We start from the raw sequence: 13,675 nt of genomic DNA on the forward strand, positions 1-13,675 counted from the left end.
GGGGGTGTCCCCGGCGGCCTCTGTCGTGGATCAGGTCAGCTTGCGCTTACTTGATGATCTTGGCCACCACGCCGGCGCCGACGGTCCGGCCGCCTTCGCGGATGGCGAAGCGCAGGCCCTGGTCCATGGCGATCGGCGTGATCAGCTCGACGAGCAGCTCGGCGTTGTCGCCGGGCATGATCATCTCCACGCCTTCCTTCAGCTTGATGATCCCGGTCACGTCCGTGGTCCGGAAGTAGAACTGCGGACGGTAGTTGGTGAAGAACGGCGTGTGACGGCCGCCCTCTTCCTTCGTCAGGATGTAGGCCTCGGCCATGAACTCGGTGTGCGGCGTGATCGAGCCCGGCTTGCACAGCACCTGGCCGCGCTCCACGTCCTCGCGCTTCGTGCCGCGCAGCAGCACGCCCACGTTGTCGCCCGCCTGGCCCTGGTCCAGCAGCTTGCGGAACATCTCGACGCCCGTGCAGGTCGTCTTCTGCACGTCGCGGATGCCGACGATCTCGACTTCGTCGCCCACCTTCACGATGCCCTTCTCGATCCGGCCGGTCACCACCGTGCCGCGGCCCGAGATCGAGAACACGTCTTCCACCGGCATCAGGAACGGCTGGTCGATCGGACGCTCCGGCTGCGGGATGTAAGAGTCCACCGCCGCCATCAGCTCGAGGATCTTCTCCTCGCCGATCTGCGGGTCGCGGTTCTCGACCGCCGCCAGCGCCGAACCCTTCACGATCGGGATGTCGTCGCCCGGGAACTGGTAGGACGAAAGCAGCTCGCGCACTTCCATCTCCACGAGGTCCAGCAGCTCCTCGTCGTCGACCATGTCGACCTTGTTCATGAACACCACCAGCGCCGGCACGCCCACCTGACGCGCCAGCAGGATGTGCTCCCGGGTCTGCGGCATCGGGCCGTCGGCCGCCGACACCACCAGGATCGCGCCGTCCATCTGCGCCGCGCCCGTGATCATGTTCTTCACGTAGTCGGCGTGACCCGGGCAGTCCACGTGCGCGTAGTGACGGTTCGTCGTCTCGTATTCCACGTGCGCCGTGTTGATCGTGATCCCACGCGCCTTCTCTTCCGGCGCCGCGTCGATCTCGTCGTACTTCTTCGCCGTCGCGCCGCCCGACTTCGCCAGCGTCATCGTGATCGCCGCCGTCAGCGTCGTCTTGCCGTGGTCAACGTGGCCGATCGTGCCGATGTTGCAGTGCGGCTTGTTACGTTCGAACTTCTCTTTGGCCATTTCAAGCTCCAGCCCTGTCCGGGCCTGTCCTCTAAACTAGGGTTGGAAGTTAGGCGTACTTCTTGATCACTTCGTCGGCCACGGCCTGCGGCACGGCCTCGTAGTGGTCGAACTGCATCGTGAACTGGGCCCGACCCTGGGACATGCCCCGGAGGTTGTTCACGTAGCCGAACATGTTGGCCAGCGGCACGAAGGCGTTGATGACGGTCGCGTTGCCGCGCACGTCCTGGCCCTGGATCTGACCGCGGCGGCCGTTCAGGTCGCCGATCACCGAGCCCAGGTACTCTTCCGGGGTCACGACCTCGACGGCCATGATCGGCTCGAGCAGCTTCGCCCCGCCCTTCTCGCGCAGTTCCTTGAAGGCCGCGCGGGAGGCGATTTCGAACGCCAGCACCGAGGAGTCGACGTCGTGGAAGGCGCCGTCCACCAGGGTGGCCTTGAAGTCGATCACCGGGAAGCCGGCCAGCAGGCCGTTTTCCTTGGCCGAGGTCAGGCCCTTCTCGACGCCGGGGATGTATTCCTTCGGCACCGCGCCGCCGACGATGGCGGACTCGAAGATGAAGCCCGAACCCACTTCACCCGGCTCGAACACCAGCTTCACGCGGGCGAACTGGCCCGTGCCGCCGGTCTGCTTCTTGTGGGTGTAGTCGATCTCGGCCCGGCGCGAGATGGTCTCGCGGTAGGCCACCTGCGGCGCGCCGATGTTGGCTTCCACCTTGTAGGTGCGCTTCAGGATGTCGATCTTGATGTCGAGGTGCAGCTCGCCCATGCCCTTCAGGATGGTCTGGCCCGACTCGTGGTCGGTGGAGACCGTGAAGGACGGATCCTCGGCAGCCAGCTTGGCCAGGGCGACGCCCAGCTTTTCCTGGTCGGCCTTCGACTTGGGCTCCACCGCGATCTCGATCACGGGGGCCGGGAACTCCATGCGCTCCAGGATGACCGGCGAGCGGTTCGGATCGCACAGGGTGTCGCCGGTGCGGGTTTCCTTCAGGCCGGCCAGGGCGACGATGTCGCCGGCGTAGGCTTCCTTGATGTCTTCCCGGTTGTTGGAGTGCATCAGCAGCATGCGGCCGACGCGTTCCTTCTTGTCGCGGGTCGAGTTCATCAGGCCCATGCCGGTCTCGAGCTTGCCCGAGTAGATGCGGCAGAAGGTCAGCGAACCCACGAACGGGTCGTCCATGATCTTGAAGGCGAGCATGGACAGCGGCTCGTCGTCCGACGCCTTGCGCTCGATCTCTTCCTCGGTCCGGAAGTCGATGCCCTTGGTCGCGGGGATGTCCACCGGCGACGGCAGGTAGTCGACGACGGCGTCGAGCAGCGGCTGCACGCCCTTGTTCTTGAACGCAGAGCCGCAGAGGATCGGGTAGAAGGCGCCGGTCAGCACGGCCTTACGGATGCACTTCTTGATCACCTCTTCGGACGGCTCTTCGCCCGACAGGTACGCTTCCATCGCCTCGTCATCGAGCTCGACGGCGTTCTCGATCATGTAGTTGCGGGCGGCCTCGGCCTTTTCCTTCAGGTCGGCCGGGATTTCTTCGTCCCGGTACTTCGCGCCCAGGCCGTCGTTGTCCCAGACCACCGCCTTCATGCGGACGAGGTCCACGAGGCCGCGCAGGGCGGACTCGGCGCCGATCGGCAGTTGGATCGGAACGGCCTTCGCGCCCAGGCGATCGCGGATCGACTCCACCGACTTGTCGAAGTCGGCGCCGAGTTTGTCCATCTTGTTGACGAACACGATCCGCGGAACCTTGTACTTGTCGGCCTGACGCCAGACGGTCTCGGTCTGCGGCTCAACGCCGGCGTTGCCGTCCAGCACCGTCACGGCGCCGTCGAGCACGCGCAGCGAGCGCTCCACCTCGATGGTGAAGTCCACGTGCCCGGGGGTGTCGATGATGTTCAGGCGCTTGCCGTTCCAGAAGGCGGTCGTCGCGGCCGACGTGATCGTGATGCCGCGCTCCTGCTCCTGTTCCATCCAGTCCATGGTCGCGGCGCCGTCGTGGACTTCGCCGATCTTATGGCTCTTGCCGGTGTAGTAGAGGATCCGCTCGGTCGTCGTCGTCTTGCCCGCGTCGATGTGGGCCATGATGCCGAAGTTGCGGTAGTCTTCGATTTTATGCGTGCGGGGCATAGCGGGTGCTCGGAAAGGGGCGTTCGTGGGGGGCCTGAACGAACGGCGCGGGCGGGTTTTCTCAAAACCCCCCCGCCCGTAAGCTCACGATATGGGGGCGTTACAGCGGGTGTGGGGGTAGGCCCCGGTGGGGTGGGGCCACTTTTGCTTTTGGGGTGGGGGCATTTGGGGGTGCGGGCATGGGGGGTTTGGGGGGGGCCCTCACCCCCGGGGGGGGGGGTTTACCCAAAAACCGCCCGCGCCGGAAAGCTCAGGATATGGGCGCTTACCAGCGGTAGTGCGAGAAGGCCCGGTTGGCTTCGGCCATCTTGTGCGTGTCTTCACGCTTCTTGACGGCCGCGCCACGGTTGGAGGAGGCGTCCAGCAGTTCGCCGGCCAGCTTCTCGGTCATGGTGTTCTCGCCGCGATTGCGGGCGGCGTTGACCAGCCAGCGGATGGCGAGCGCGCGGCGGCGGTCCGGACGGACCTCCACCGGCACCTGGTAGGTGGCGCCGCCGACCCGGCGGGAGCGCACCTCGATGGCGGGAGCGACATTGTCCAGGGCGGCGTGGAAGGTTTCCAGCGGGCCCTGGTCCTTGCGCTTGGCTTCCAGGATGTCGAAGGCGCCGTAGAGGATGTTCTCGGCGACGGCCTTTTTGCCTTCGTACATCACGTAGTTCATGAACTTGGTGACGACGAGGTCCCCGAACTTCGGATCCGGGAGGACTTCACGTTTTTCAGCGCGGCGGCGGCGGGACATGACTTCTGATCCTTACTTCGGACGCTTGGCGCCGTAGAGCGAGCGACGCTGCTTGCGGTCCTTGACCCCTTGGGTGTCGAGCACGCCGCGCAGGATGTGGTAGCGGACGCCCGGAAGGTCCTTCACCCGGCCGCCGCGGATGAGCACCACGGAGTGCTCCTGCAGGTTGTGGCCTTCGCCGGGGATGTAGCACACCGCTTCGATGCCGGTGGTCAGGCGCACCTTGGCGACCTTACGCAGAGCCGAGTTCGGCTTCTTCGGGGTCGTCGTGTAGACGCGGGTGCAAACGCCACGGCGCTGGGGGCAGCCCTTCAGGGCCGGCACCTTGTTGCGCGAGGGCTTGTCCTGGCGCGGCTTGCGGATGAGCTGGTTGACTGTAGGCATCTAATCTCGCTGCGGAGGCGTGTGCCGTTGGGCCGAAGCGCCTCGATGGGGGTTATTGTTGTCGTCGGGTTTCCGAGGCTTCCGGTGAACGCAAAAACTCGCCGGCACGCCCTGGTTTGGCGGTCCGGCGGGAACCACGTCTCCGGACAGGGAAGACTCCCCGCCTCGAAAGAGCGCGCTACATAGTCGTGAAGCGCCCGCGCGTCAACGTTTGCGCAAGGGGCGCGGCGCTCGGGCCGCAGCGCCCACATCCCGCCATCAAAACGCCGCCGGGCCCCTCGCCTTCTAAGCTGAAGCTTGGGACGGATGGAAGGGGCTCATGACAGGGGCGCAGCGCCGCGGGCGCGCCGTCGCGATTGGCCTGTCGGTCGCCGCCCACGCCGGGCTGCTGGCGCTGGTGGCCGTGCACGCGCCGCGGCTGAAGGGCCCGCCGCCGCCGCCCGCCGGCCCCCCAGTGGCGATCATCCCCCTGCTGCTGTCGCCGCGCGCGGCGCCCGACGACGGCGGCCATGGCGGCGGTGGGCCCATCCGGCTGCATCGCCGCCAGGTGCGGTCGCGGGACCTGCCCCCCCATGTTGCGCCGCTGGTCGCCGCCGAGCGCCCCGTGCCGCCCGCCCCCTTCGCCACGCCGGGAGAGGCCGCCGCCGCCCCCGGTCCGGCGCTCGCCGCCGGTCCCGCCCCGGACCTCTCCGGGGCCCTGCGCAGCCGCCTGGGCTGCGCCAGCCCGCAGGCCCTGTCCCGCGCGGAGCGGGCGGCCTGCGAGGAGCGCCTCGGGCGCGGGGCCGCCCAGGCGGCCTACATCCCCGCGCCCATCGATCCGGCCAAGCGCGCCTACTACGAGGCGGTGGCCCAGGCGAAGGCGCCGGACGGGGCCCCCACCCCGCAGAGCGCGCCCGGTCGCGGAGGCCTCTTCGATCCCGACCTGCGCGGCATGAAGGGCCATGGGCCGCAGGTGGGCTGCGCCCTGCAGTTCGGGCCAGGGAAGAAGTCGAAGGGGCCGCCCAATGCGCTCAAGCTCGGCCCCTGCTTCATCAACCCGCCGGCGGGCTCCCTCTCCCCAGACGTCGATGTGCCGCCGCCGTGAGGCGCCACGAATTCGCCGCGCACCGCCGTTCTCGATAGGCTCCGAGGGACGCGGGGAATCGATGGCTGGGCGGAGACGGCGCCGGACGACCTATGCGATCGCCGCATCCGCGGCGGTCCACGGCCTCGTGCTCACCCTGCTGGCCATCCACGCACCGGTCCTGAGGACCCCGCCCCAGGTCTCCGGCCCGCCCGAGCCGATCATTCCTGTCCTGATCATGCCGCGGCTTCCGCCCCCCGCGCCGGGCGAGGCCGCGCCGGCCCCGATCCGCCTGCACCGCCGGCCCCAGCGGTTCCGGCTCGAGGAGCTGCCGGTGGCGCCCTTGCCGGTCCCGGAGGCCAGAGCCTCCGCGCCGGCGCCCCGGGAGGGCGACCGTCGGGGCGGCTTCCACCCAGCGCCCCTGCCGGAGAGCCCGAAGGACCAGCTCCGGACGGTTCTGCGGGGCAGCGACGTCGGGTGCGCGAACACCGCCGCGGTGGGCCTGAACCGCGCCGAGCGTGAGGATTGCGACGAGCGCTTCGGCCGTGGCGCCAAGGACGCGCCCTTCCTGGAGCCTGGCCTCGGGATGACGCGGGCCAAGCGCCAGGAGCTGGACGCCGCGGCCGCCGCCAAGAGCGCCCGCCGCGCGGCCATGGAGGGCCCGGCGCCCCGCCCGATCCCACCGGAGCCCTCGGACTACGACGGGGAGCCGCACATCACCGGGGCCGGCGAGAGCGCGCTCGGCCAGGCGACCCATCCGCCCAGCAAGCGGGCGGCGAAGCGGCTGGGGCGCCTGCCGCCCTGAGCCCCGTGTCCTCAGGCGGCGAGCGGGGCCCTCTTGTTCAGCGGCGCCTCGAGCGTCGCCCAGTCGATCATGCCGTCGTCCTGCAGGTTCTCGAATTCCAGGACGCCGAGTTCCTCGAACTTCGGCCGGGCGCTTTCGGTGAGCAGGCCCACCCGCTTGAGGTTCGGGATCATCCGCTCGAACAGGAACTTCCGGAACGCGGCCCCGCCCTGGCTGGCGTTGTTGATCTCCAGCGCCTCCTCGCGCGTGAAGCCGAACTCCTCGGCCACCGTCGTGGAGACGAGCCGGTTGCGCATCACCACGCAGGCCTCGTAGGCGAACTGCGCCCGCTCCTCGACCTCGTTCTGCGGCAGCGAGCGGATCCAGTCCTCGAGGTAGTTCACCCCGAAGGCCACGTGCCGGCCCTCGTCGCGCATGACGAGCTCGAGGACGTCGCGCAGCACGGGATCGCGGGTCTGCTCCTTGATGGTCTGGAAGGCGGCGAGCGCGAGGCCCTCGATGAGGATCTGCATGCCGATGAACTTCAGGTCCCAGCGCTCGTCGGTGAGCACCTTGTCGAGGAGCGCCTTCAGGTTGGGATTGATCGGGTAGATCATCCGGCACCGCTCCATGAGGTAGCGGTGAAAGACCTCCACGTGCCGCGCCTCGTCGAATGTCTGGGAGGCGGCGTAGAGCTTGGCGTCATGGGTCGGCGCGCAGCTCACCAGTTGCGACGCGACCATCAGCGCGCCCTGCTCCCCGTGCAGGAACTGCGACAGCGTCTGGGCCTGAGAGCGGGCCATGAACTCGAGCCGCTGGGCGGGGGTGAGCGCCTTCCACTTCGGGTGGTCGACGAAGCCTTCCGGACCCTCCTCCGCCGCCCCGGTCGGCACGGGCGGCGCGGGCTGGTTCCAGTCCACGTCGAGCTCGGCATTCCAGTTGAACCGCTTACCGAGCTCGTAGAGCCGCCGGATCTTCGAGTTCGCCGCCTCGTAGTCCCAGTTGTACGAGCCGGTGAGCGGCGTCCGGAAGATCTCCCGGATGACCTCGACGTCGTGGTCTGTCAGCCGGTGCGCGAGATCCTCCTCGTCGAACGTCTGGACCTCGGTGGGCGGCCCTTCGACGACCTGCACGTTCAGCATGGCGTTTGTTCCTTCCCTTGCCCGGCGCTTGCCGGATCGGAAGGCATGTTAAAGATGACGCCTGCGTCATCTTTGACCGGGATCAAACGGCCACGCTGTCCGCCGCCTCAGTCGAAGATGTCGAAGATGTCGAATTTCTTCTTCTTTTTCCGGTAGTGGTAGTCGTCGTCGTACTTGTAGCGATGCTGGGCGCTGTCATAGGGGTGGCGCTGTTTCCAGGCGTCCGGGTTGCGGTGGAAATCCTCAACCTCCCGGTCGAACCGCTGGCGGTCCTGCTGCATCCCGCTCTGTTCCTGGCGCGCGTCGCCGAGGATCTTCTCCAGTTCCCCGCGGTCCAGCCAGACGCCACGGCAGGTCGGGCAGATGTCGATCTCCACGCCGTTGCGGTTCACGTTCTGCATCGAGGTGTTGTCGTTGGGGCAAAGCAGCAGGGGCACCGCAGGTCTCCTCCGTTGAACCTCCAACTCATCTAGGAACGCGAGGACCAAAAGAAAACGGCCCGGGATCGCTCCCGGGCCGTTCGCTTGTTCTGGGGCGTCGAGTTCTAGCTCTCGACGCGCTCGGCCTCCGCCGCGTCGGAGATGACCTCCGGCAGCGGCTCCATGGCCTCCTCGCGGCTCTGCGTGAGCGCCTCGTCGCGCTTGGCGGCGATGCGTTGCAGGTTGCGGAGGTACGAGCCCGTGCCCGCCGGAATGAGGCGGCCCACGATCACGTTCTCCTTCAGCCCTTCCAGGGTGTCGATCTTGCCCTGCACCGAAGCCTCGGTGAGGACGCGGGTCGTCTCCTGGAACGAGGCCGCCGAGATGAAGCTGCGGGTCTGCAGCGACGCCTTGGTGATGCCGAGCAGCACGGGCTGGGTGAGCGCCGGGCGGCCGCCACGGGCCTCCGCCTTGGCGTTCTCCTCGTCGACCTCGACCTTGTCGAGGTGGTCGCCCTTGAGCAGGCCGGTGTCGCCGGGCTCGAGGATCTCCACCTTCTGCAGCATCTGACGGACGATCGTCTCGATGTGCTTGTCGTTGATCGGCACGCCCTGCAGTCGGTAGACCTCCTGGATCTCGTTCACCAGGAAGTCGGCCAGCGCCTCGATGCCCTGGATGCGCAGGATGTCGTGCGGATCCGGGTTGCCGTCGATCAGGTACTCGCCCTTGCGGATGATGTCCCCGTCGTGGACGGCGATGTGCTTGCCCTTCGGGATCAGGAACTCGACCGCCTCGCCGCCGTCTTCCGGCGTGATCTTGATGCGGCGCTTGTTCTTGTAGTCCCGACCGAACTCGACCCGGCCGTCCATCTCGGCGATGACCGCGCAATCCTTCGGACGCCGCGCTTCGAACAGCTCCGCCACCCGCGGCAGACCGCCGGTGATGTCGCGCGTCTTGGCGCTTTCCGTCGGGATACGGGCCAGCACCTCGCCGGGCTTCACCTCGTCGCCGTCGCCGACGGAGAGAATGGCGCCCACGGGCAGCAGGTAGCGGGCCTCACCGCCGTTGGAGATCCGACGGTAGGCGCCGGCCTCGTCCAGCACCGCCATGGCCGGACGCAGGTCCGAGCCCTTGGTGGAGGCGCGCCAATCGATGACGACGCGGTTGGAGATGCCGGTGGCCTCGTCGGCTTCCTCGCGGACCGAGAAGTTGTCCACCAGATCCTCGAACCGCACTCGGCCGCCGACCTCGGTGATGATCGGGGTCGTGTACGGGTCCCACTCGGCCAGGCGCTGGCCGCGCTTGACCTTCTCGCCGTCCTTCACCCGCAGGCGGGCGCCGTAAGGCGGCTTGTAGGACTCGCGGTCCTTGCCATCGACCTGCACCGTCAGGAGCAGGTTGCGGCTCATGCCGATCAGGTGGCCCTCGGCGTTGGTCACCGTGTTGCCGCCCGAAATCCGGACCGTGCCGTCGTTGGCGCTTTCGAAGAACGACTGCTCCGCCACCTGGGCCGTGCCGCCGATGTGGAAGGTCCGCATCGTCAGCTGGGTGCCCGGTTCGCCGATCGACTGGGCGGCGATGACGCCCACGGCCTCGCCGATGTTCACCGGCGTGCCGCGCGCCAGGTCGCGACCGTAGCAGGCGCCGCAGACGCCGTTCTTGGCCTCGCAGGTCAGCACCGAGCGGACCTTCACCGACTGGACGCCGGCGCTTTCGATCAGCTCGATCATGTTCTCGTCGAGGTAGGTGTCGGCCGGCACGATCACGTCGCCGCCGCCCGGCTCCTTGACGTCCTCGGCCGCGAAGCGGCCCAGGATCCGCTGACCGAGCGACACCAGCACATCACCACCTTCGACGACGGCGCGCAGGGTGATGCCCCGGGTCGTGCCGCAGTCTTCCTCGTTGATGATGCAGTCCTGCGCCACGTCCACCAGGCGGCGGGTCAGGTAACCCGAGTTGGCGGTCTTCAGCGCGGTGTCGGCCAGGCCCTTACGGGCGCCGTGGGTGGAGTTGAAGTACTCCTGGACGGTCAGGCCTTCCTTGAAGTTCGAGATGATCGGCGTCTCGATGATCTCGCCGGACGGCTTGGCCATCAGGCCGCGCATCCCGCCGAGCTGCTTCATCTGGGCCTGCGAGCCCCGCGCGCCCGAGTTGGACATCATGAAGATCGAGTTGATCTCCGCCTGACGCCCGTCCGGTCCGATGGGAGCCGAGGAGACCTCGGCCATCATCTCGTCGGCCACCCGGTCGGTCGCCTTCGCCCAGGCGTCGACGACCTTGTTGTACTTCTCGCCCTTGGTGATCAGGCCGTCCGCGTACTGCTGCTCGTATTCCTCGACCAGCTTGCGGGTCTCTTCGACGATCGGGGCCTTGCGGGCCGGGATGACGATGTCGTCCTTGCCGAAGGAGATCCCCGCCTTGGCCGCCTCGCGGAAGCCCAGGCCCATGATCTGGTCGGCGAAGATGACCGTCGCCTTCTGACCGCAGTGCCGGTAGACGGCGTCGATCAGGTTGCCGATCTCCTTCTTGGTGAGGTTCTTCTCAAGGAGGCGGTGACCCAGCGCGGGGTGATGCGGCAGGAGCGCCGCGATCTTCATACGACCGGGCGTCGTCTCGATCACCTTGCGCACCACGTTGCCGTCGGCGTCCATCTCGGTGTGACGGGCGCGGATCTTGGAGTGCAGCGTGACCACGCCCGCGTCGAGCGCACGCTCGATCTCGCTGAGGTCGGCGAACGCCTTGCCCTCGCCCGGCTCGCCGTCCTTGGCCAGCGACAGGTAGTAGAGGCCGAGAACGATGTCCTGCGACGGCACGATGATCGGCCGGCCGTTGGCGGGCGACAGGATGTTGTTCGTCGACATCATCAGCACGCGCGCTTCAAGCTGGGCTTCCAGCGAGAGCGGGACGTGAACGGCCATCTGGTCACCGTCGAAGTCGGCGTTGAACGCCGCGCAGACGAGCGGGTGCAGTTGGATCGCCTTGCCTTCGATCAGCTTGGGCTCGAAGGCCTGGATGCCCAGACGGTGCAGGGTCGGCGCCCGGTTCAGCAGGACCGGGTGCTCGCGGATCACCTCGTCGAGGATGTCCCAGACGGCCGGCTGCTCGCGCTCCACCATGCGCTTGGACTGCTTCACGGTGCCCGACAGGCCCTTGGCGTCCAGGCGAGCGTAGATGAACGGCTTGAACAGCTCGAGCGCCATCTTCTTGGGCAGGCCGCACTCGTGCAGCTTCAGCTCGGGACCCACCACGATGACCGAACGGCCCGAGTAGTCCACGCGCTTGCCGAGCAGGTTCTGACGGAACCGGCCCTGCTTGCCCTTCAGCATGTCGGCGAGCGACTTCAGCGGGCGCTTGTTGGCGCCGGTGATGACGCGGCCGCGGCGGCCGTTGTCGAACAGGGCGTCGACGGCTTCCTGCAGCATCCGCTTTTCGTTGCGGATGATGATGTCCGGCGCGCGCAGCTCGATGAGCCGCTTCAGGCGGTTGTTCCGGTTGATGACCCGGCGATAGAGGTCGTTCAGGTCGGAGGTCGCGAAGCGGCCGCCGTCCAGGGGCACCAGCGGACGCAGTTCCGGCGGGATCACGGGGATCACCGTCAGGATCATCCACTCCGGCTTGTTGCCGCTCTCGAGGAAGCTCTCGATCAGCTTCAGGCGCTTGGACGCCTTCTTCAGCTTCATCTCGGAGGTGGTGGTGACCAGCTCCTCACGGAGCTTGTCGGCCTCCTTGTTGAGGTCGAGCGCGCGCAGCAGGCCCTGGACAGCTTCGGCGCCGATCTCGGCGGTGAAGCTGTCGTCGCCGAACTCGTCCTGGAAGCGGATGTACTCGTCTTCCGTCAGCAGCTGGTGCTGCTTCAGCGGGGTCAGGCCCGGCTCGGTGACGATGTAGTGCTCGAAGTAGAGGACCCGCTCGATGTCCTTGAGCGCCATGTCCAGCATCAGGGCGATACGGGACGGCAGCGACTTCAGGAACCAGATGTGGGCGACCGGCGAGGCGAGCTCGATGTGACCCATGCGCTCGCGGCGCACGCGGGCCAGGGTGACTTCGACCCCGCACTTCTCGCAGATGATGCCCTTGTACTTCATCCGCTTATACTTGCCGCACAGGCACTCGTAGTCCTTCGTTGGACCGAAGATGCGCGCGCAGAACAGGCCGTCACGCTCGGGCTTGAACGTGCGGTAGTTGATGGTCTCGGGCTTCTTGATCTCGCCGAACGACCACGACCGGATCTTCTCCGGCGATGCCAGAGCGATACGGATCTGGTCGAAGGTCGGCGCGGCCTGGACCGGGTTGAAGATGTTCAGGACTTCCTGGTTCATCGGATTTCCAGTTCGTCAGTATTCTTGAGAGCGGCGGGGAGGAGCTGACGGGCCCCTCCCCTCGCGTATGCGGACGGCGTCGTTCCCGCGCCTAGCTGTTCTCCAGCTCCACGTTCAGGCCCAGAGAGCGCATCTCCTTGACCAGCACGTTGAAGCTTTCCGGGATGCCGGCCTCGAAGGTGTCGTCGCCGCGGACGATGGACTCGTAGACCTTGGTCCGGCCCGCCACGTCGTCCGACTTCACCGTCAGCATCTCCTGCAGGGTGTAGGCGGCGCCGTAGGCCTCCAGGGCCCACACTTCCATTTCCCCGAAGCGCTGGCCGCCGAACTGCGCCTTGCCGCCCAGCGGCTGCTGGGTGACGAGCGAGTACGGCCCGATCGAGCGGGCGTGGATCTTGTCGTCCACAAGGTGGTGCAGCTTCAGCATGTAGATGTAGCCGACCGTGACCGGGCGCTTGAAGCGCTCGCCCGTCTGGCCGTCGTACAGGTACGACTGGCCGGAGCGGTCGAGGCCCGCCTTCTCGAGCAGGTTCTCGATGTCATCGATGTGGGCGCCGTCGAACACCGGGGTGGCGAAGGGGATGCCCTTCGACAGGTTCCGGGCGAGTTCGATCAGCTCCTCCTCGGTGTCGGGAAGCTCCTCGGTCTGGCCGTAGACGTCACGCAGGTGCTCGATGAGCGCCTGCTTCTGCCCGCCGTTCTGCCAGTCCTCCAGCAGGCGCTGGACCTGCTTGCCGAGGCCGGCGGCGGCCCAACCCAGGTGAGTCTCGAAGATCTGGCCGACGTTCATGCGCGAGGGCACGCCCAGCGGGTTCAGCACGATGTCGACGCTGGTGCCGTCCTCCAGGTAGGGCATGTCCTCGATCGGCAGGATCTTGGAGATGACCCCCTTGTTGCCGTGACGGCCGGCCATCTTGTCGCCTGGCTGCAGCTTGCGCTTCACCGCCACGAACACCTTGACCATCTTCATCACGCCGGGCGGCAGCTCGTCGCCGCGCTGCAGCTTGTCGACCTTGTCCTCGAAGCGGCGGTCGAGACGCTTGCGGGCCTCGTCGAACTGACGGCGCAGGGCCTCCAGCTCGCCCATGGCCTTCTCGTCGTCGAGCGCGATCTGCGACCACAGGCCCGGCGCGATCTCGGCCAGCTTCTCCTCGGTGATCTCGCCGCGGCCCAGGCCCTTCGGACCCGAGACGGCGTTCTTGCCGACCAGGAGCTGGCGCAGGCGCGCCTGGAAGTTGCGGTTCAGGATCGCGAACTCGTCGTCGCGGTCCTTGCCCAGACGGTCGATTTCCGAACGCTCGATGGCCAGGGCCCGCTCGTCCTTGTCGACGCCATGACGGTTGAAGACGCGGACTTCCACGATCGTGCCGGCGACGCCCGGGGGCAGACGCAGGGAGGTGTCGCGGACGTCGGACGCCTTCTCGCCGAAGATGGCGCGCAGCAGCTTCTCTTCCGGGGTC

The 13,675-nt window shown here is 67.4% G+C and carries 9 protein-coding genes and 1 pseudogene; 2 read left to right on the plus strand and 8 right to left on the minus strand.

All coding sequences use genetic code 11. From position 1 onward, the window contains the following. Window positions 1–46: 46 nt before the first annotated feature. The 4 genes from tuf to rpsL form a co-directional block, all read right to left on the minus strand. Window positions 47–1,237 carry an elongation factor Tu gene (tuf, locus tag ACE3Q8_RS22770; protein WP_374473161.1) on the minus strand — a complete coding sequence of 397 codons (1,191 nt, stop codon included), beginning with the start codon at window positions 1,235–1,237 and terminating at the stop codon, window positions 47–49. Between the two features lie 49 nt (window positions 1,238–1,286). Next, complete coding sequence (fusA, locus tag ACE3Q8_RS22775) at window positions 1,287–3,365, minus strand: elongation factor G (protein WP_374473163.1); 2,079 nt, start codon at window positions 3,363–3,365, stop codon at window positions 1,287–1,289. Window positions 3,366–3,630: 265 nt separating this feature from the next. Continuing rightward, window positions 3,631–4,104, minus strand: a complete 474-nt coding sequence (gene rpsG / locus ACE3Q8_RS22780; protein WP_374473165.1) for a 30S ribosomal protein S7 — start codon at window positions 4,102–4,104, stop codon at window positions 3,631–3,633. 12 nt (window positions 4,105–4,116) lie between these two features. Continuing rightward, window positions 4,117–4,488: a 30S ribosomal protein S12 gene (gene rpsL, locus ACE3Q8_RS22785; RefSeq protein WP_056018026.1), complete on the minus strand. Its 372-nt coding sequence runs from the start codon at window positions 4,486–4,488 to the stop codon at window positions 4,117–4,119. 319 nt (window positions 4,489–4,807) lie between these two features. On the opposite strand from rpsL, the gene ACE3Q8_RS22790 reads away from it, so the two are divergent. Both ACE3Q8_RS22790 and ACE3Q8_RS22795 read left to right on the plus strand, forming a co-directional pair. Beyond that, window positions 4,808–5,572, plus strand: a complete 765-nt coding sequence (locus ACE3Q8_RS22790) for a hypothetical protein (RefSeq protein WP_374473167.1) — start codon at window positions 4,808–4,810, stop codon at window positions 5,570–5,572. Window positions 5,573–5,633: 61 nt separating this feature from the next. Then, window positions 5,634–6,356: a hypothetical protein gene (locus ACE3Q8_RS22795; RefSeq protein WP_374473169.1), complete on the plus strand. Its 723-nt coding sequence runs from the start codon at window positions 5,634–5,636 to the stop codon at window positions 6,354–6,356. Between the two features lie 11 nt (window positions 6,357–6,367). On the opposite strand, the gene ACE3Q8_RS22800 is transcribed toward ACE3Q8_RS22795, so the two are convergent. From ACE3Q8_RS22800 to ACE3Q8_RS22815, 4 genes and pseudogenes are all read right to left on the minus strand, one after another. After that, complete coding sequence (locus ACE3Q8_RS22800; protein ID WP_374473171.1) at window positions 6,368–7,477, minus strand: ferritin-like domain-containing protein; 1,110 nt, start codon at window positions 7,475–7,477, stop codon at window positions 6,368–6,370. Between the two features lie 107 nt (window positions 7,478–7,584). Continuing rightward, window positions 7,585–7,914: a zf-TFIIB domain-containing protein gene (locus ACE3Q8_RS22805; RefSeq protein ID WP_374473173.1), complete on the minus strand. Its 330-nt coding sequence runs from the start codon at window positions 7,912–7,914 to the stop codon at window positions 7,585–7,587. Between the two features lie 107 nt (window positions 7,915–8,021). Continuing rightward, entirely contained in the window at window positions 8,022–12,215 is a 4,194-nt protein-coding gene (gene rpoC / locus ACE3Q8_RS22810) for a DNA-directed RNA polymerase subunit beta' (protein WP_374473175.1), read from the minus strand. 91 nt (window positions 12,216–12,306) lie between these two features. Continuing rightward, window positions 12,307–13,675, minus strand: a pseudogene (locus ACE3Q8_RS22815) (DNA-directed RNA polymerase subunit beta); the annotation flags it as partial.

This window comes from Phenylobacterium sp. (assembly GCF_041913825.1).
GTDB lineage: Bacteria > Pseudomonadota > Alphaproteobacteria > Caulobacterales > Caulobacteraceae > Phenylobacterium.